Source organism: Moraxella sp. CTOTU46711 (genome assembly GCF_031975715.1).
Taxonomy (GTDB): Bacteria; Pseudomonadota; Gammaproteobacteria; order Pseudomonadales; family Moraxellaceae; genus Faucicola.
In genome coordinates this window covers 127433-145672 of sequence record NZ_DALYMP010000001.1, presented here as the reverse complement: position 1 = coordinate 145672, position 18240 = coordinate 127433, and the positions used below count along the sequence as shown (strand labels likewise).

At 43.9% G+C, this 18240-nt stretch carries 18 protein-coding genes; 6 read left to right on the top strand and 12 right to left on the bottom strand.

The window, feature by feature from the left end:
- Positions 1–27: 27 nt before the first annotated feature.
- The 6 genes from RTJ53_RS00710 to RTJ53_RS00685 all read right to left on the bottom strand — a co-directional run bounded on the left by RTJ53_RS00710 (position 28) and on the right by RTJ53_RS00685 (position 6348).
- Positions 28–720, bottom strand: coding sequence for a hypothetical protein (locus tag RTJ53_RS00710; protein WP_312275406.1), 693 nt, complete (start codon positions 718–720; stop codon positions 28–30).
- A gap of 68 nt (positions 721–788) precedes the next feature.
- Entirely contained in the window at positions 789–2141 is a 1353-nt protein-coding gene (locus RTJ53_RS00705) for a glyceraldehyde-3-phosphate dehydrogenase (protein ID WP_312275405.1), read from the bottom strand.
- A gap of 125 nt (positions 2142–2266) precedes the next feature.
- Entirely contained in the window at positions 2267–2860 is a 594-nt protein-coding gene (locus tag RTJ53_RS00700) for a lipocalin family protein (protein WP_409418122.1), read from the bottom strand.
- Between the two features lie 243 nt (positions 2861–3103).
- Positions 3104–4603 carry a PepSY-associated TM helix domain-containing protein gene (locus RTJ53_RS00695; protein WP_312275403.1) on the bottom strand — a complete coding sequence of 500 codons (1500 nt, stop codon included), beginning with the start codon at positions 4601–4603 and terminating at the stop codon, positions 3104–3106.
- Positions 4604–4692: 89 nt separating this feature from the next.
- On the bottom strand, positions 4693–5262 hold the full coding sequence (locus RTJ53_RS00690) for a hypothetical protein (RefSeq protein ID WP_312275402.1): 570 nt from the start codon (positions 5260–5262) through the stop codon (positions 4693–4695).
- Between the two features lie 66 nt (positions 5263–5328).
- Positions 5329–6348, bottom strand: coding sequence for an NUDIX domain-containing protein (locus RTJ53_RS00685; protein WP_312275401.1), 1020 nt, complete (start codon positions 6346–6348; stop codon positions 5329–5331).
- 152 nt (positions 6349–6500) lie between these two features.
- Here RTJ53_RS00685 and hemP point away from each other — a divergent pair, with 152 nt between their 5' ends.
- A complete protein-coding gene (gene hemP, locus RTJ53_RS00680; protein WP_007114963.1) occupies positions 6501–6665 on the top strand; it encodes a hemin uptake protein HemP in 165 nt (54 codons plus the stop codon).
- 134 nt (positions 6666–6799) lie between these two features.
- Here the strand turns inward: hemP and RTJ53_RS00675 are convergent, their stop codons facing one another.
- The 3 genes from RTJ53_RS00675 to orn form a co-directional block, all read right to left on the bottom strand.
- On the bottom strand, positions 6800–7564 hold the full coding sequence (locus RTJ53_RS00675; protein ID WP_312275400.1) for an SDR family NAD(P)-dependent oxidoreductase: 765 nt from the start codon (positions 7562–7564) through the stop codon (positions 6800–6802).
- 86 nt (positions 7565–7650) lie between these two features.
- Positions 7651–9330, bottom strand: a complete 1680-nt coding sequence (locus RTJ53_RS00670) for an AMP-binding protein (protein ID WP_312275399.1) — start codon at positions 9328–9330, stop codon at positions 7651–7653.
- Between the two features lie 301 nt (positions 9331–9631).
- Positions 9632–10183, bottom strand: a complete 552-nt coding sequence (gene orn / locus RTJ53_RS00665) for an oligoribonuclease (RefSeq protein ID WP_099808247.1) — start codon at positions 10181–10183, stop codon at positions 9632–9634.
- 202 nt (positions 10184–10385) lie between these two features.
- Here orn and rsgA point away from each other — a divergent pair, with 202 nt between their 5' ends.
- The 4 genes from rsgA to secB all read left to right on the top strand — a co-directional run bounded on the left by rsgA (position 10386) and on the right by secB (position 12983).
- Positions 10386–11456, top strand: a complete 1071-nt coding sequence (gene rsgA, locus RTJ53_RS00660; RefSeq protein ID WP_312275398.1) for a ribosome small subunit-dependent GTPase A — start codon at positions 10386–10388, stop codon at positions 11454–11456.
- Positions 11457–11587: 131 nt separating this feature from the next.
- Positions 11588–12016 (top strand): rhodanese-like domain-containing protein, encoded by a 429-nt coding sequence (locus RTJ53_RS00655; protein ID WP_007114958.1) that lies wholly within the window; start codon positions 11588–11590, stop codon positions 12014–12016.
- Between the two features lie 134 nt (positions 12017–12150).
- A complete protein-coding gene (gene grxC / locus RTJ53_RS00650) occupies positions 12151–12411 on the top strand; it encodes a glutaredoxin 3 (protein ID WP_036589920.1) in 261 nt (86 codons plus the stop codon).
- Positions 12412–12551: 140 nt separating this feature from the next.
- Entirely contained in the window at positions 12552–12983 is a 432-nt protein-coding gene (gene secB, locus RTJ53_RS00645; RefSeq protein WP_312275397.1) for a protein-export chaperone SecB, read from the top strand.
- Positions 12984–13072: 89 nt separating this feature from the next.
- Here secB and RTJ53_RS00640 read toward each other — a convergent pair whose 3' ends face one another.
- Complete coding sequence (locus RTJ53_RS00640; RefSeq protein ID WP_312275396.1) at positions 13073–14020, bottom strand: alpha-glutamyl/putrescinyl thymine pyrophosphorylase clade 3 protein; 948 nt, start codon at positions 14018–14020, stop codon at positions 13073–13075.
- Positions 14021–14117: 97 nt separating this feature from the next.
- Between RTJ53_RS00640 and RTJ53_RS00635 the strand changes: the two genes are divergently transcribed.
- Positions 14118–14918, top strand: coding sequence for a pteridine reductase (locus RTJ53_RS00635; RefSeq protein WP_312275395.1), 801 nt, complete (start codon positions 14118–14120; stop codon positions 14916–14918).
- Between the two features lie 83 nt (positions 14919–15001).
- On the opposite strand, the gene RTJ53_RS00630 is transcribed toward RTJ53_RS00635, so the two are convergent.
- Both RTJ53_RS00630 and lysS read right to left on the bottom strand, forming a co-directional pair.
- Positions 15002–16354, bottom strand: a complete 1353-nt coding sequence (locus RTJ53_RS00630) for a S1C family serine protease (RefSeq protein WP_312275394.1) — start codon at positions 16352–16354, stop codon at positions 15002–15004.
- Positions 16355–16631: 277 nt separating this feature from the next.
- The gene (lysS, locus tag RTJ53_RS00625; protein ID WP_239742753.1) at positions 16632–18179 is read right to left on the bottom strand and encodes a lysine--tRNA ligase; all 1548 of its coding nucleotides are present in this window, start codon (positions 18177–18179) and stop codon (positions 16632–16634) included.
- Between the last annotated feature and the right edge of the window lie 61 nt (positions 18180–18240).

The following is an 18240-nucleotide window of genomic DNA, read 5'->3' as shown; positions in this document are numbered from 1 at the left end:
AATTATTATAACTGATTAGCGGATATTTTAGTTAAAAGTTTTAAATAAAGGAATTTTTTCATCAATACCCAATAGCAATTTTGACTGGTTTTCCAAATCACTTTGCTCATTTTTTCTTTGCTCTAAGTTGGTGTAGGAATAACTGTAATCAATTAACTTCTGTCTTGTACCTTTGAAGAAATCATAATAATCGTAATAGCAATCAAACATAAATCGCTCAAAATCATTGTCGATTAAATAGATATCTGTTTCATCAAATTCGCCTTCCGCAAAATCAGTTTCTAGCTCTTCGGGTGTTGCTAAAAGTGCCATCAAATAAATATCTTCTGTCCATACAATTTCATAATCTTTTTGATTAGCTTGTAGATGTAAATAGTAATAATGACAATGTTGGGAATCTGCAATAAAAGGAATTAAGTAGCCATTTGTATAGGGACAAAAAATGACCGATTTATCCAAATAAAAGAATCCATCATTACTAGATAAAAATTTTTGCCAATAAGTTGGCGTGTTAAAAAAATCAATAAACGAATTTGGCAATATTAAGCCTAAAGAATTACATTGATTTTTAACTTTTTCAAAATCTTCTAAAAGCCTTGATTGTCTTTCGGACCCCATATTGTAGTCAAAACATGGTTTATTATTTAACCAAGCCCAATTACGTTTATTCTCCAACTCATCGTAACTTCTATTTTTTTTGGAATTTTCTTTAAATTTCATTTTTATGTTCCTAATTTTTATAAAAAAAGACAGTCAAATGACTGTCTTTTTTTACACCTAAAATCAAACTAGACATTTTTCGCCATGGTTTCAGCGACACGTAGTACTTGGGTGCTATAGCCCATTTCGTTGTCATACCATAGGTACATCACCGCACGGTTGTCTTGAGCAAGCGTAGATTTGGCGTCCCAAATCGCCACTTTTTCACAGCCCACAAAGTCGGTAGAAACCGCTTCATCCGAATCTGAATAAGCAATTTGTGCTTGCCATTGTTCGCTCTCAGTGGCTTCTTTGATAAAAGCATTGAGTTCATCGCTTGAATTGACCGGGTTTTTGAAATTCAAATTCAAAATCGCAAGGCTCACGTTTGGCGTTGGTACACGTACTGAGCTACCTGACAATTTTCCTTTTAATTCTGGAATCGCTTTACTGACCGCTTTGGCAGCACCTGTGCTTGTCATTACCATATTTAAGGTTGCAGCACGCCCACGACGCTCGGCTTTATGGTGGTTATCAACCAAGTTTTGGTCATTGGTGAACGCATGGATGGTTTCCATGTGACCATTTTCAATACCGTATTTATCGTTTAAGAGTTTGAGCGTAGGGGTAATCGCATTGGTGGTACAGCTTGCCGCTGAAACAATGGTATCACTGCCGATGGTGTCATCATTGACATTATAGACGATGTTTTTGATATCGCCTGACGCTGGGGCAGTCAATAGCACTTTTTTGGCACCTTTTGACTGTAAATGCTTGCCAAGACCTGCTTCATCTTTCCATTTACCGGTGTTGTCGATGATTAAGGCATTGTCAATACCATAAGACGTGTAGTCGATTTCGCTTGGGTCAGCAGCATAAATGACTTTGATAAAACGACCGTTGGCGACGATACCACTGTTTGCTTTATCGACCACCACTGAGCCATCAAACCAGCCATGTACCGAGTCACGCTCAAGCAAGCTTGCACGTTTTTCCAAATCTGCTTCGCCGGCTGGACGAACGACGATGGCTTTTAATTGTAAGCCTTTGTCTGAGGCAGGACGGCTCATCAGCAACCGAGCCAAAATACGACCAATACGACCAAAACCGTACAACACGACATCTGTCGCAGGCACTTCGTCACCGCTGGTAAAGCTGTCGGCTTGTTTGCCTGCTTTGAGCGCTTGACCCAAGTCCACCGTGGTATGGCTTAGATTTTGGTCGTTCAACGCGGTGGCAAAAGCGAGTGTATCAGCGATGTTAAGGGCGTTTTTATCATGATGGGCGATGATATCAACAAGGTTTAGCGCAATGCGGTTGCCAAAAAACAGCACGTTGACGCCTTTATTGGCTAGGGTATTTAGCTCAACTAATAACTGAACCGCTTGGGCTTCTTGATTTTTGCGAGTAGTGAGGTGGTCTTGGTAAAGATTGGCAGACATAGTATGACCTTTTTTTGTGAAGGAAAAATAAAATCTGTGGAAAATGCAGCAAAAATAAACGCCTAGATTGTAACGGAATTTAGGCGTTTTAGCAATTTTAAAGCAGGGTGTTTCAGCTAGCCAGCTTATCGGCTATTTTGTACGGTTTTTTGCAATTTACTAACATCATAGCCTTGAGATTTTGCAGTAGCGACCATTGTTTGATAAGTGTCTTCATCCATCGTGGGTGTACTCGACAAAATCCACAAGTATTTTTGATTTGGCGTACCCACCAACGCATGATTATAATTGGGGTCTAAAGCAAGCACCCAATAGTCAGCTTTACCCACAGGCAACCAACGCAGTCCTTGCGGCAAGAAAGTAACTTTGAGTTTACTGCCACTGTCGCCATTTTTGGTGGCTTCACCAATGCTTTGCATGAGTTTGCCATCTTTGCCCATACACTGGTTATTGACTTCCACCTTGCCTGTCGGTTGTAGGGTGTAAGTGGCGGTGACATCACTGGCACAATTACGCTGAAAAAACATCGGCAAACGGGCGATTTCGTACCATTTACCCGCATAACGGTTTAAATCGACGCTTTGCACCGCCTGAGCTTTGCCAACGCTTGTGGGCTTGGCGGTGGTTTCGGTTGTCGGTGTGGTAGAGCAAGCACTCATCGCAATTAATGTACCTGCAATACCTGCCGCTGCTAGCGTTTTTTTATTCATTATTTTCATTGTCTATATCCCCTTATTTTGCTCAGTCTTATTGCGCATTAAAGTAATCATTTTAGCCTAAAATAAACGCTCAAACGGTGACTATTGGGGCATTTTTTGTCAGCCAGTTGTTACAATGAATGCGCTATTGTCAAACAGCAACGCCCAAACAGTCATGGGCGTTTTTCATTAAGTTAAAGATTGTACACAGTGTAACCAACAAACCGACTAAGTTAAAAAGCATAACGGCTAAGTAAAAAACAGCTATGCAAAAAATGATTGCAGTTTTTTGACCCGTTGCAATACAACAAAGTCCAGTATCGCTATCATCCCTATCGCCATAATCGCTGTCGGAAAAATACACGCCACCACGAGCAATAGCCCTGCAAATGGCCAAGGAATAGGCAGTTTTTTGCCAGATGCGGGCGGTTGTAAGCCTTTGGTATTGGCGGGGCGGCGTTGCCACCACATCACCAAACCACTGATACTGATCACTATCACCGCTAGACAAAATAACACATTTGCCAAGATACTTGCCCATCCCATCGTACCCATATGCAAGGCAAGTCCTGCTGCCATAAATTTGCCAAACGCATTGTAGTCTTGATAGCGAATATCCGCCAAAATTTTGCCTGTGTAGCGGTCAACATGAACGGTGCGGTCAGCCATCGGATGGGTCATATCATAACTCATCGAATCTTGGCTCATCGTCCATACGCCTTTGTCGTCCTGCGGTAAGTTAATTTGATAACGTCCGACAAAACCCAACTGGCGAGCGTAATTATCCACGCTATCAAGCGTAATTGGCATACCCGTTTGCAAGCCTTCTTTGCCTAGCGAGGTGCCACTACGGGGCATTGGGGTGAACTCCAGTACCCAAGGTACTTCTTTGGTCTTGCCGTCATTGAGCGTATTGCCATGGGTGTGAACGTGCACCGCTTGCTCACCCGCCGCCCCGTGGATATGCCCTTGCATGGATGGTGGCAAAGTGGCAGGCATCGCTTGCGGTGGCGAATTGGGCAATACAGAAACAGGGGTCGGCTCCACACCCCATTTTCCTGCGGGAAACTGATTCCACGCTTGCACCATTTTTTCACCCCAAATCCCTGCCCACGCCAAGCCTGAAATACAAAAAAACAGCAATACCAACGCCACCCAACTGCCTAGCGTGGCATGAATAGTGCGAAAGGTTGAGCGTTTTTTTAGGTCATCGATTTTATTGGGTATTAGCATCTTTTGCACGGAAGGTTTTTTTTGCCACCACAAAAAAATGCCTGTAATAATCAGCAAAATCGTCAAAGAAGCGGTCAACTCTTGGATAAAATCGCCAGTTTTGCCCATCATCAATTCGCCATGAAGATTGTCCAATTTGTGATACAGGTTACTTTGGCGAGGAAAAGTTGTTATTACTTGCCCTGTATAAGGATTCACCAAAACCATATTATCAATATGTTTTTCTAGCGATTTAACCCGAAACAATGCCACCGTATCTTGACTACGTGGGGCGGTATATTGGGCGACTAGCCCGTCTTTAGTATCTGGCAAAGTCGCAAGGGCGTTTTTGGCTTGGGTGGAAATCGGTACGCTGGTGGCTTCTGGCAAGACCTTGACGCGGTCATTGTCACGCCCCGTGGTGTTGGCAAGCAGCACCATGCCAAGCCCTGTGGCCGCCAAAACTATTAAAAATGGGGCGACAAATACCCCTGCATAAAAATGCCACCGCCAAATGGTGGTGTAATAACTGGAGATTTTAGATTTTTTCATAACATTTCACTGAAGTTGTTTAAATAAGGTTATTGCAACAGCAAACGCTTCTCTTAAATTATTAAGAAAAGTCATTGGCAGCAAACGAATTAATAACAAAGATCAGGGTGAAATGCTGGCGAAGCGCGGCTTGGTGGGCGCAAAAACGCCACAAAGCGCCGAGACAATGCGCGATAAAGCGCCTGTAACAAAATCGTGTAGGCTAACAACAAGCGAACCACAAGCTCAAAATCAAACTTTGGCATCTCAAACGCCAATAACGCCAGACAAATATCACAATCATGTGATACAGCGTGGTCGCTATCCAAGTCGTTTAGGGGGTCGTTTAGCGGGTCGGCTTGACGAGTTTTATGGGTTAAATCTTGCTGAGCATGATGAGTAGAGTGGGTATGGTGATGCGCATGCGGCTGTTGGGATAAATCTTGAGAAGATTGGTGGCTTAATTCGTGGTTTAATTGATGGTTTAATTGACGACTTACAAGCAGCGGCTCGAGTTTGACGCACAGCCCATGTCCCAATGTCACCTTATCCAGCCATAAAGGCGCAAGCAGCGGTGACAGCTGCATGAGCCACGCAAAACACGCCAATAGCATCCCCATCGCCATAACGCGGGAGGATAAAAAATGATGTTTGGCGAATTTAAACCATAGGATTGGCATATCGCTAGCACTAGCCACAAAATATGTAACAAAATTGTAACAAAAAATCAACCTGTTGGCTAGTTTTTATACCCTGTCGACCAATAACCGAATACCCGCGATTCCCATCGCCCCATGCTCATAGGCGGTGGCTAAATCTGCCCGCCCCACCCCGCCCAGCGCAAACACCGGCACATCACAGATTTTTGCCAATTCCCCCAAAGTTTGCCAGCCCATGCCCCCACTTTGAAAGGTTTCTGGGTGTGTCGGTGTGGCTTTCACAGGCGATAAAAAACAGCCCATGACAGTATGCGAGGTTGACAAGGTATTTAATCTGCTTAGGCTATGTTGGTCATGGCAACTGGCAAAATAGCGATAATTTTTTGATAAATTTAAGAAATCCAGCGTGACGAGTTGTTGGTGATTCAAATGCACCATGCCGTTTTTTAACCACGCATCTAATCGCTCAGGCAAGCGCCCAAATAAGCGCTCAACTGTTGCATATTGAATAATCGGGGTGATATCCGCCCTTATCGTGAGTAAGCCATCAATCATAGCGGTGGCATTTTCATCGCTGGTTTGCGGGCGAATATAACAATGGGCATCGTGGGGTAGTTTTTGGCTATAAAAATCAACCCACTTATCCATACTAACGAAACTATCTAAAGACTGCGTGATATAAATCGCACTGGGCAATTTTAACCAATCTAAAACGCGGGCATTGGCATCGGGCAAGGGGTACTGATTGGCAATTAAGTCTGACTGGTGAACCCATGTGACGGCTTGACCTTCCTTACCTTTACCCTGTTGTAAACCATCAAACTGCGCCTGACTCACTTGAATTTTAAAAACGTGCAATGCCACGGTTTTATCAGCATAATCATGGCGTATCACCCCCATTTTGACTGCGGTATTTTGCGCTATATCCAAGCCAATCTCTTCATGGACTTCACGGATTAACCCTTGTGTTGGGGTTTCATCTGGTTCAATTTTTCCCCCGACAAACTCATAGCGATTGCCTTGGTGTTGACTGGCATGGCGAAATCCCAGTAGATATTGATTGTTAAAATGTATCACCGCGACTGCCACATTAACGACTTTTGACATATTTTTCTCAAACTGTTGATTGTTACCCATTATAAAGCATTAAATTTGATGAAAAAGTGAAAAAAGTCACTTGACGACCCATTAAATATAAATGATAATCATTATCAATTAAAAACACTATTCGCCCATCTTACAGAGAAAAGGAGTATCCCATGCTACACTTATTAAATCGTGCCAATCTCATCCAACAAAGTTCCTTGCCAACACTATATTCCAATCATTTATTTGCGCTGACCAAGGAGATTCGCATTCAGCATGACGGCGAAGAATACCGTCTTCGATTGACCCGTAATAACCGCCTAATACTCACCAAATAGTGACTTACCAAATAATCTCGGTGAAATTGTTAATAAAAAAAGCCAATCTTCCTCAGAGTGGCTTTTTTGGAGGGCTAAGTTGATAGTTACTGTTGCCAGTCACTGTGCCCAGTTACCGTTAACAATCGCCTGAATTAACCCATGCGAATAGCCCCGTCCAAACGAATGACGTCGCCATTGAGATAGCTATTTTCGATGATGTGTGCCACCAATTTAGCAAATTCTTCTGGGTTGCCCAAACGTTTGGGAAAAGGCACGGCTTGCTCAAGACTGGTACGGGCAGCTTCTGGCAGGCTTGCCATCATCGGTGTGCCGAACACCCCTGGAGCGATGGTCATGATACGTATTTGATGGCGCTGTAGTTCACGCGCGAGTGGTAAAGTTAAGCCCACCACACCTGCTTTGGATGACGAGTAACTGCCTTGCCCGACCTGACCATCGAATGCGGCAATTGAAGCGGTGTTGATAATGACACCCTTATCTTCGTTGCTGTCTGCAGTATTCTTTGCCATCGCCGCCGCCGCCAGTCGCGCCACATTAAAAGTACCGATGAGGTTAATCTGGATACCACGGGCAAAGGTGGTTAAATCGGCTGGATTGCCTTCTTTGTCCAGTAATTTTTGCACCACCACGATACCGGCACAGTTGATTGACCCTGATAATTTACCAAATTTGCTCACACCCGCCTCAATCGCATTTTTGACATCTGCTTCGCTGGTGACGTCACATTTTGCAAAAATCACGTTGTCGCCCAATTCAGCCACTAATTTCTCACCGGCTTCTTGGTTGAGATCAGCGATGATAACATTTGCGCCTTGCACCACCAAATAGCGGGTTGTCGCTTCACCTAGACCTGACGCACCGCCTGTGACCAAAAAGGTATTATTTTGTACTTGCATTATTTTTCCGTTAACCTGTTATTTTTTGTTGATAAAAAAAGCCTATATAACGCTAGCTACTCTTTTGCATAGGGATAAAATTTTTGTTAGTGCGCCACGCTCATGCTACGCAGCATAAAACGTTGCACTTTACCACTTGGGGTTTTTGGCAAGGCATCGATAAACTCAACGATACGTGGATACGCATGGGCAGATAACCGTGCATGCACCAAGCTTTGGATATCTTTGGCTAACTCGTCATTAGCGGCATATCCGTCTTTGAGTACAACATAAGATTTGATGATGTGGCCGCGTATGTCATCTGGCACACCAATCGCCGCCGTCTCCGCTACCGACGGGTGTTCCATTACCGTGTTCTCGACATCGGTAGGACCCACGCGATACCCTGCGGTGGTAATAATATCGTCATCACGCCCGACAAACCAAAAAGTGCCATCATCATGCTGTTCGACCATATCGCCCGTCAGATAATAGCCTTTTTCAAACGGATTTTTTTCGTTCCACGTATAGCCTTGGAAAAATAAGGATGGCGAGTTCGCCACATCAACGGCTAGCTGACCTTGTATGCCTGCCCCTAGTTCATTAAAGTTTTCATCCAGTACTGCCAAGCGATAACCTGGCAATGGCATACCCATTGAGCCAATTGGCTGATCATGGGTTAACTTATGATGACAGCAGCACGCCATCCCCAATTCGGTTTGTCCATAATGGTCAAGAATAGATGCGCCAAGATGGTCATTAATCCACGTCACCACTTCAGTATTTAACGTCTCACCCGCTGAGCTAATACGCGTCAATAGCGGTAACTCATCAGCTTTATTGTCAAAAACACCACTTGATTTCATCATACGAAATGCGGTGGGCGATGAGGCTAAATTAGTGATTTTATGGTTTTTGATAAAATCTAATGTATGCTTGGCATCAAACCCTGACTCATTAAAGTGGGTGGTGGCACCGACTAGCAAAGGTCCTGTAATCGCATAATACAAGCCATAGGCCCAACCTGGGTCAGCCATGTTCCAAAACTGATCATTATCGCTTAGACCCACCGCGTGTACCATATACAAATAAAATGCGGTTAGCGCTTTAAGTGGTACTGCCACACCTTTTGACTTGCCCACGGTACCTGAAGTAAACATTTGCAAGAAAGGATCTTCCCCTGTTAGCATCACAGGTTCACAGTCTTCCCTTTGCGCTGCCATTAGGCTATCAAAATGCCAATCGCCATATTGTTTGGCAGCTTGCTCGCTGCCCACCATTACCATGTTTGGTAGTGGGTTTATGTCATTGAATTTTTCACGGTTATGGCTGTCGGTGAAAACCACTTTGGTAGCGGCTTTTTCAAGGCGGTATTCAATCGCTTCGACACCAAATGCAGTGAACAATGGCTGATATACCGCACCGATGCGCCATGCACCCACAATCACTGCTAACAAAGTCGGTGTACGCGGCAGCATGGTTGATACCCGATCGCCTTTTTTCACCCCCAAAGAAGTGAGCAGATTTGCCATTTTACCACTTAGTTTATCGAGCTGCGCGTAAGTGATTTTATGGATATTGCCTTGGGTGTCTTCATGCACTAGCGCAACTTTATTTGCCTTATCAGACTGGGCGTGACGACCCACACACTCCACATAGGCGTTGATACCTTTGATGCGGCAACCTTGCAGGATTTGCTGTTCAAGTTCGTCGATATTGAATTGGTCAATGTAGCTTTGATAATCAGGATGGGTAGATTGCGGGGTTTGGGTGTCAAGATTGTCCATGACAGGCTCCTAATGTCGTCCATGAGATAGGAATAAGTGCCAGTGTCAAAGGTCACCCACTGGCTTAAAATAACGCTGACTTCAAATAAATCCGGCTTGAAATAAATTTGAGTTGATACAACCAGTTTTTTGCGATGGGCTCGCAACTATCACTGATTTACACTCGTGCTGACTTACTTGTATCTCGATTTACTTGTACCAAGTCAAGCTAACAAATTCCTTTTGTCAGCTTATGATGCCTAAAATTTTGGATAATTTCAAGTATTATGATATGAATTGTATCGTTTTAAAAATTTTACTGTTAACCAATAAACTTAAAAAAGTGCTCTTTATAATGGCGCAGTTCACGAATCGAATCACGGATATCATCAAGTGCCAAATGATTTCCTTTTTTCTCAAAGCTTGACAAAATATCGGGGCGCCAGCGATAAGCTAGCTCTTTGACCGTTGACACATCTAAATTGCGGTAATGAAAAAACCGCTCAAGCGTTGGCATTTGACGTGCCAAAAACCGTCTGTCTTGGCAAATCGAATTGCCACACATCGGTGAGCGTCCTGATTCGACATATTTACTCAAAAATGCAATGGTTTCGCTTTCTGCTTGAGCCATCGTCACATTACTACGGCGAATACGGTCAATCAGTCCTGATTGCCCATGTTGGCGCGTATTCCAATCATCCATGCTGTTGAGCACAATGTCAGGCGTATGAATGGCAAACACAGGACCTTCGGCTAAGATATTGAGTTCACTGTCAGTCACTATCGTCGCTATCTCGATGATGGTATCGTTGAGGGTATCTAGACCTGTCATTTCAAGGTCAATCCAAATCAGATGTTTTTTATCAACCGCCATACTGTTGCCTTTTCATACTCTTTAACAAATAATCCGCCATCTTAGCAGATTTTACAGGTAAAATATCGGTTTTGTTGGCGATTGCTCATACGTGTTCATGTAGCCATACATGCCCATGTAGCAGTGTCTAAAAGTATTGCAAAATTTTATAAGGTGTTAGTATGGTAAAAAATCCCCTAGTGGCTGATGTAGTGGATAGCGTATGGCGTTAATCCGTAAACGTAAACTCACTGACCAGCAAACCCGCCGCATCCAAAAACAACAAAAATCCCAGCAAGTGCTGGACGATGCCCAGCTGATGGATGGCATTGTTGTCGCAAACTTTGGCAAGCAGCTCGAAGTCCAAGCCACTAGCCTACCGCAAACCCTGCCTGAAAAACCGATTGTCGCCGCTGACGAGCCAGAACCGTTTTGGCAACCCATCACCCTGCACAGTGTTTGGCGTTGTCACACCCGTACCAACTTGCCACTGATTGCCACTGGGGATAAAGTCCGATTTGTCGCCGACCCAAATACAGGACTTGGACGCATTGAAGCGATTTATGATAGACAAAGCATCATCAACCGCCCCGACCGTTATCACAAGCTCAAACCCATCGCCGCCAATGTCGATATTTTAGCAGTCGTATTTGCGCCACTACCGCTACCGTCTGCCCAGCTGATTGATCGGTATTTGGTGGCTTGCCATCACTCAGACATCACGCCATTGCTAATTTTAAATAAAGCCGATTTGTTGGCAGATGGTAGTCATAGCGAGGTTGTAGAGCTACTGTCAGCCTATCAACAGCTTGGCTACGCCACCTTGGTGACCCAATCAAATGGTGATTTAACCCAACTAAAAAACACCGTTGCCGGCAAGAACGTGATTTTTGCCGGTCAATCAGGGGTTGGCAAAAGCAGCTTGGTCAACCAGTTATTGCCTGCTGCAGGACAATCAGTCAATGAAATTTCAACCATTTCACAGTTGGGTCAGCATACCACCACCACCAGCCGATTTTTAGCGTTTGACCCGATGGCGCTTAGCAAAGGTGCCATTATTGATACGCCCGGTATTCGCGAATATGGGCTTTGGCATTTGACCCCTGATGATATTTTGCAAGGCTTTATCGAGCTTGCGCCGCTTGCGCCCTACTGCCGTTTTCGCGATTGCAAACATACCGAGTCCACGCCCAATTGTGCGATGTGGCAGGCGGTGACAGAAGGGCAAGTGCTAGCGAGGCGGGTGGAGAATTTGGTGCTACTGCAACAAGAAGCAGCCTCGCAGGATTTTTAAGCTTGCGATTTTAGACTAAATATTAGACTAAATAAAAGTTTCTTAAAATTGACAACTACCGTTATAATACAGTCAATTTTTTATGGGCAATCAAACGATAATTTTGACGAAAAGCCCCTGTGGAGGATATCTTGGAACGTTGGTTTGAGTTTATGGGTCATCACCCATTTTTATTTGGCACCATGTTTGTGCTAATTGTGCTATTTTTTATGCTTGAGAACAAACGCGGCGGCAAAAAAATCAATCCAAATGCAGTGGGCTTGATGGTCAACAACCAAAACGCTCAGCTGATTGATATCCGGCCACGAAAAGATTTTGAAAAAGGCTATATCAAAGGCAGCCGCAATATCCCGTTTACTGAGCTAAAAGATCACGTTGATGCACTTCGCAGTGCTGACCATCCTATTATCATCGTTTGCCAAATGGGTATGACTGCAGGTACCGCAGTGGCAATGATTGGTAACGACAACGTTTATCGTCTCGATGGTGGTATTACCAATTGGCAAGCCGCAGGTTTACCTTTAGTGGTAGAAAAAACCGTGTCCGGCAAAACCAAATAAGATTGGTTGGCTGTTCACAATTTGAAATTTAAATCGCTAAGCCCCATAACCATCAATAACGCTTTATTATCTCATCTTTATCTGATAATAAGCTTTTAACCCATTTTAAAAAATCCAGAAATAAGGAGATTGTTATGGCTATGGTAAAAATTTATACCACACCGACTTGCCCCTATTGTATGCAAGCTAAAATGTTATTAAAAAACAAAGGCCAAGCATTTGAAGAAGTTAACATGTATGATGTGACCACAGAAGAACGTCAGGCATTGGCGCAAAAAACCAATAATTACCGCACAGTACCGCAAATTTTTATTGGTGATAATTTCATTGGTGGTTATGACCAACTCGCTGGTCTTGAGCGTCAAGGCAAACTTGATGGTTTATTAGCGGATTAACCGTTCGCAGATTAAAAAACTTTATTAGAATTTACTAGATAAATAACCCCCATTATAAATACAGTTGATAGTTTTTAGAAAAAGTTAAAGCTGTCATATTGTTATAATCCACGTAAAAACAGTTAATTGAGGACACTACCATGGCAGACGAACAAAACTTACCACAACTGGCACTAGAACGTATCTATGTTAAAGATATGTCATTAGAAGTACCGGGTGCAGATGTATTCACCCGTGAATGGCAACCAGAGCTTGATATCAACCTATCAAGTGCCGCTGAAAAGTTGGATGATGACCATTACCAAGTGGTATTAACTGTTAATGTGACTGCCAATAACGGTGGTGAAACCGCGTTTATTGCAGAGGTACACCAAGCGGGCATCTTTATGTTGCAAAATATCCCTGAAGAACAATTGGGAGCAATTTTAGGTGCGTATTGTCCAAACGTATTGTTCCCTTATGCCCGTGAAGTGGTCAGTGACATTGTGACCCGTGGTAGCTTCCCACAATTGTTACTTGCGCCAGTCAATTTTGACCAAGCCTATCAACAAACGCTTGAGCAAGGTAACTAATTTTTTAAAGTTAAGTAATTAAAAGTTAACTAATTTTTAAGTGTCAAAAATTAAGAGCAGGATAAGCCCTGCTCTTTTTTTATGTAAATTTAAGGTAAATCGTTAGGACTTGGTGCATGATTCGGTGAGGCTTGCCAATGACATAATGCTGCTTCAAATACCGCATAATCAACCCCAATTGCCTCTGCCGTTTGTACCGCCAACCGCTCTAACTGAGTGTCTGTGGTGTAATGACCAAAGAGCAATTTTGCGCCACGTTTTGGGCCTGTGGCTTTAGTCAAATAGCAGTGATCGGCTTTGATGGCTAAAATTTTTAGATAGCCAAGTAGCGATAAAAACTCAAATTTGGCTAATCGTCCAAATCGATAGATATTTAGGGTTTTATACCAGTGGGCAAAGCGTTGTTCAGCGCTCAAATCTTGTTGTATCCCTCCATTGGTTAAATTTGCTATCCCACCTATATCAGTAAGCCAATGCCCGTAACTATCCACTACTTGGGGCAGCTGTTTGATTGATTCATATTTGCGATGTTTACCGAATTTAAAGCTTATGTCATGGCTTTGACACTCACGAACCCACTCTATGACTACTTGAGGGTTGGCGGTCATAGTTGCCCAACTCAGTAAGGGTTTACTAGGTTCGTCAGCACCACTAAAATTGCCATACAATAGGCGTAAATATTGCCATTCAGATTTGCCTTGTAGCTGTAACTGTGGGCTATCACCGATATGAATGAGTAAAAAAGCCAACCAAATTGACTCGGCGATATCGATATTTTGCCAATATAATATGGCTTTGACAGGGTCAAAAAACGCGCTATTGGGATTGGCTCGTTGCGTCGACCAATAAGTTGGGGTAATTAGTGTACGCTTGGCTAACGCGGTCAAATACTGTGCTTGCATTTCGCTAGCGACCAAATGATTAGCAAAAGCGGTCAATTGCCGCTGTAACGGCTGGCTAAAGGCATGGGTGCTTTGCTGATAATCCTGCAGCGCTTGATAAAGTTGTGTCGCTCGTTCAAGGTGTGTGATAATCATGGGGTTTTCCAATCCCAACCAATTGGGCTCATATGGATTAAAGCATGAATGGTTAAAACGACAAACCGCTTAATCAAATAGACATAGGTAGCAAATAATGTTAAATCAAGCAGCGATGAGCGAAGTATCCAATCCGTGCCGTGTGGCGTGTGTCACAGGTGGCGCCAAACGAATTGGTCGGGCGCTTGTGCTGGCACTGCACCAAGCCAATTACAATATCATTGTTCACTATCATACCAGTGAATCAGAAGCCATTGAACTTGTTGATTACTGTAATGCCATTCGCCCACAGTCAGCAAAAAGCGTGCAAGGGGATTTAGAGGATTTTGAAACGCTGCCACAATTGACTTGCCGCATAATCAACAGTTTTGGTCGATTGGATTGTTTGGTTCATAATGCCTCACGCTTTTACCCGACGCCCTTTGGTAAAATCTCTCAGCAAGACTGGCAAAATTTATTTTTGACCAATGCGCAAACCCCGTTATTTATCAGCCAATATTTATATCCTTATCTAAAAAAATCGCAAGGCTGTATTATCAGCATTTTGGATATTCACGCCAATGGCAAGCCATTTGGGGGTTATACAGTCTATAACATGGCAAAAGCCGCGCACCAAATGATGGTGCAGTCGCTAGCAATCGAACTAGCGCCCGATATCCGCGTCAATGGCATTGCACCGGGTATTAACATTTTACCCATAGAGGGCTCTGAGCAAGCGCTCACCGCTGAAACGATTGACAAAATCTGCCGTGCCGTACCGTTAAAAAGAATTGGCACACCGCAAGATATCGCGCAAGTGGCGGTATTTTTGGCAGCTGCCCCGTATATCACAGGGCAGATTATTGCAGTGGATGGCGGGCGTGGTTTGACCTTAGCAGGTAATGAAAGCAGGCAATGACAGCTAATCACAGCCGGCAGCCAGAGCAAGTAAAGCACCTGACTAACCGCAACGCAGCAAACTTTTGAAGTTTTGAATGACGTTTAATGATGTTTTTTCAGTAATTCCATTAATTCTGCTGGAATGTCATCCTCATTGATGGTGCCATTTTGATTAGCGCTGTCATTGTTTTGGTCAAAGTTTTGTGAGGTGGGTAGCTCGGTCAAAGCCTCTTGGGGTTGTCTTTCACCTAGGGTCACATTGACGCTGCTTTGTGCTTTATTACGCATCACTTGTAGATTGACCACACTGTTGGGTGCCTTACGTGCGACCATTTGAATTAGCATGTTGGCATCATCAACAGGTTTATTATCCATTGCGGTGATGATATCCCCTTTTTGCAAGCCCGCTTTGGCGGCAGGACCATCGCGCATCACGTTCATCACTTCAACGCCCTGCGTGTCATCACCTAGCTTGGTTGGGTCTTTCATCGAACTTTGTAATTCAATCCCAAGCCAGCCGCGGTGCACTTTACCATCTTTAATAATGCCATTCATCACAAGCTTAACAATCTCGGTAGGAATGGCAAATCCAATGCCCATCGAGCCGCCCGAGCGTGAAAAAATCGCGGTGTTGATACCAACCAGCTGACCATAAGCATCGACCAGCGCACCCCCTGAGTTACCGGGATTGATAGCGGCATCGGTTTGGATAAAATCTTCCACTGTGTTGATACCCAGTCCCGTGCGACCCGTTGCCGAGATAATACCTTGGGTGACGGTTTGACCGACCCCAAACGGGTTGCCAATTGCCAACACTACATCGCCCACTTGGGTCGACTGTTCACGAAATCCTAAGGGTTTCAGCCCTGTCAAATCAACCTTAATCACCGCCAAATCACTTTCCACATCGTTGCCGATGACTTTTGCCGTTGCCTTGCGACCATCATTGAGCATGACGATAATATTATCGGCTTTGGAAATCACATGCGAGTTGGTGACGATATAGCCATCTTGCGAAATAATAACCCCCGAGCCTAAATTGGTATTATCGGTTTCGCCATTGGGGATACCGTGATATTCAAAATAGCGGCGCATCATCGGGTCATTCATATAGGGATGCTCCTCGATTTTTTGCGTGGTATAGATATTGACAACTGACTGGGCAGCGACAGCGACAGCATTGTGATAAGATGCCACCGCAGCATTTGGATTGTCACCGAGTTTTTTGGTATCGACAGGCTCAGATTTCGGCGGCTGCCAACCGGGCTGACTGGCTACCACTGCTTGATTTTTTTGCCAAGGCAGCTGTGGCTTGGTCATCATCCAAAAGCCCGCCAACAGCACTAGTAGTAACAAAATCCAAGGAAGGATTAGAGTAAATTTGTTAGGTTTACGATAAGTAGGCGGCAAAACAGGCGGGGTTTCCAAAGGCTTGTCTGAACGGGGGTCTGTCATAGTCAACGTTTCTCAACGATAGGTCAGAAAATAGACGGGTTTGAGCGAAAAATACAGTTTAGTCTAACACTGATTATTTGGTGAGTTGAGCCGATTTTTTATTAGTTTTGTTTCAAAAGATATCTTTGATATTACTGGCCTGACTACTGGCTTTAATGAGGACTGGCTTTAATGAGGACTGGCTTCGATGAGTGCTGCATCATCATAAAAAACCGCAGTCACAATAATGACTGCGGTTTTGAAGGCTATCGCTATATTAACGCTGTATTGGCATTTTTTAGACGTCTTTACGGCGCATATGCGGAAACAAAATCACATCACGAATACTCGGTGCATTGGTAAATAACATCACTAAACGGTCAATACCGATGCCCTCGCCTGCAGTCGGTGGCAAGCCATAGGACAATGCTTCAATAAACTCTGCATCATAATGCATCGCTTCATCATCGCCTGCGTCTTTCTCAGCCACTTGTTGTTTAAACCGCTCGGCTTGGTCGATTGGGTCATTGAGCTCGCTAAAGCCGTTGGCAATCTCGCGCCCACCGATAAACAGTTCAAAACGGTCAGTAATCTCGCTATTGTCATCGTTACGGCGCGCTAGCGGTGAGGTTTCGGCAGGATATTCTGTGACGAAGGTTGGTTGACGCAGTTTGGTTTCTGCGGTTTCTTCAAAGATAATGGTTTGCAGTTTACCAATCCCAAAGATGTCCTTAACGTCTTGTTTGAGTACATTTTTGGCATAATCCGCTAGATAATCACGGTCTGCAATCTTGCTCATGTCAAAATTATCCGCATATTTTTCAATTGCTTTGGTCATTGGCAAGCGTTCAAATGGTGCTTTAAAACTAATTGCTTCACCTTGATAATCAATCTCCGTGGTACCTAAAATATCGTTTGCCAGTTTTTCAAACATATTTTCAGTCAGTTTCATCAAATCTTCATAATCGGCATAGGCTTGATAAAACTCAATCATGGTAAATTCTGGGTTGTGACGCGCCGATACCCCTTCGTTACGAAAATTACGGTTAATCTCAAACACACGCTCAAAACCACCCACGACTAGACGTTTTAAGTACAATTCTGGCGCAATGCGTAAAAAAAGCGGCATATCAAGCGCATTATGATGCGTGACAAATGGACGAGCCACCGCACCGCCTGGAATGACGTGCATCATCGGGGTTTCAACTTCCATGTAACGCTCATTTAACATATACTCACGAATACCAGCAATGACTTTACTACGGATAATAAAGGCGTTACGGCTGTCTTCATTGGTCATCAGGTCAAGATGACGGCTACGATAGCGAGCCTCTGTATCGCTTAATCCGTGGAATTTGTCTGGTAGCGGGCGTAATGATTTGGTCAATAACTGAACTTCAGTGGCATGCACAGATAATTCACCGGTGTTGGTACGAAATACATAACCTGTCACGCCAATAATGTCACCGATATCCCATGTTTTAAAGTCATTATAAATCTCTTCGCCCAAGTCGTTTTTGCTGACATAGGCTTGGATACGCCCTGTCATGTCGGCAATGGTGACAAAGCTGGCTTTACCCATCACCCGTTTGAGCATGATACGACCGGCGACAGTCACCATGACTTTATCACTGTTCGCCAATGCTTCTTTGTCTTTATCGGCAAATTGCTGCTGCAAGTCTTGGGCGTATTCTTTGCGTTTGAATTGGTTTGGATAAGGGTTTTTACCGGCTTGTTTGATTAAATCAAGTTTGCTGTGACGTTGTTTGATAAGTTCGTTGACGTCTTGGCTGTCTTCCACATGCGCTTCGGTTGCTGCATTTTCAGTTTGGTTTTGCTGTGACATGATGTTTTCCCACAATTTTAGTTACACTATCAAAAGTTAAAATTTTTATGCCAAATGGTAA

Coding starts and splice junctions, on each gene's coding strand:
- RTJ53_RS00710 (WP_312275406.1), bottom strand. CDS start 720: ATGAAATTTAAAGAAAATTCCAAAAAAAATAGAAGTTACGATGAGTTG.
- RTJ53_RS00705 (WP_312275405.1), bottom strand. CDS start 2,141: ATGTCTGCCAATCTTTACCAAGACCACCTCACTACTCGCAAAAATCAA.
- RTJ53_RS00700 (WP_409418122.1), bottom strand. CDS start 2,860: ATGAAAATAATGAATAAAAAAACGCTAGCAGCGGCAGGTATTGCAGGT.
- RTJ53_RS00695 (WP_312275403.1), bottom strand. CDS start 4,603: ATGAAAAAATCTAAAATCTCCAGTTATTACACCACCATTTGGCGGTGG.
- RTJ53_RS00690 (WP_312275402.1), bottom strand. CDS start 5,262: ATGCCAATCCTATGGTTTAAATTCGCCAAACATCATTTTTTATCCTCC.
- RTJ53_RS00685 (WP_312275401.1), bottom strand. CDS start 6,348: ATGTCAAAAGTCGTTAATGTGGCAGTCGCGGTGATACATTTTAACAAT.
- hemP (WP_007114963.1), top strand. CDS start 6,501: ATGCTACACTTATTAAATCGTGCCAATCTCATCCAACAAAGTTCCTTG.
- RTJ53_RS00675 (WP_312275400.1), bottom strand. CDS start 7,564: ATGCAAGTACAAAATAATACCTTTTTGGTCACAGGCGGTGCGTCAGGT.
- RTJ53_RS00670 (WP_312275399.1), bottom strand. CDS start 9,330: ATGGACAATCTTGACACCCAAACCCCGCAATCTACCCATCCTGATTAT.
- orn (WP_099808247.1), bottom strand. CDS start 10,183: ATGGCGGTTGATAAAAAACATCTGATTTGGATTGACCTTGAAATGACA.
- rsgA (WP_312275398.1), top strand. CDS start 10,386: ATGGCGTTAATCCGTAAACGTAAACTCACTGACCAGCAAACCCGCCGC.
- grxC (WP_036589920.1), top strand. CDS start 12,151: ATGGCTATGGTAAAAATTTATACCACACCGACTTGCCCCTATTGTATG.
- secB (WP_312275397.1), top strand. CDS start 12,552: ATGGCAGACGAACAAAACTTACCACAACTGGCACTAGAACGTATCTAT.
- RTJ53_RS00640 (WP_312275396.1), bottom strand. CDS start 14,020: ATGATTATCACACACCTTGAACGAGCGACACAACTTTATCAAGCGCTG.
- RTJ53_RS00635 (WP_312275395.1), top strand. CDS start 14,118: ATGTTAAATCAAGCAGCGATGAGCGAAGTATCCAATCCGTGCCGTGTG.
- RTJ53_RS00630 (WP_312275394.1), bottom strand. CDS start 16,354: ATGACAGACCCCCGTTCAGACAAGCCTTTGGAAACCCCGCCTGTTTTG.
- lysS (WP_239742753.1), bottom strand. CDS start 18,179: ATGTCACAGCAAAACCAAACTGAAAATGCAGCAACCGAAGCGCATGTG.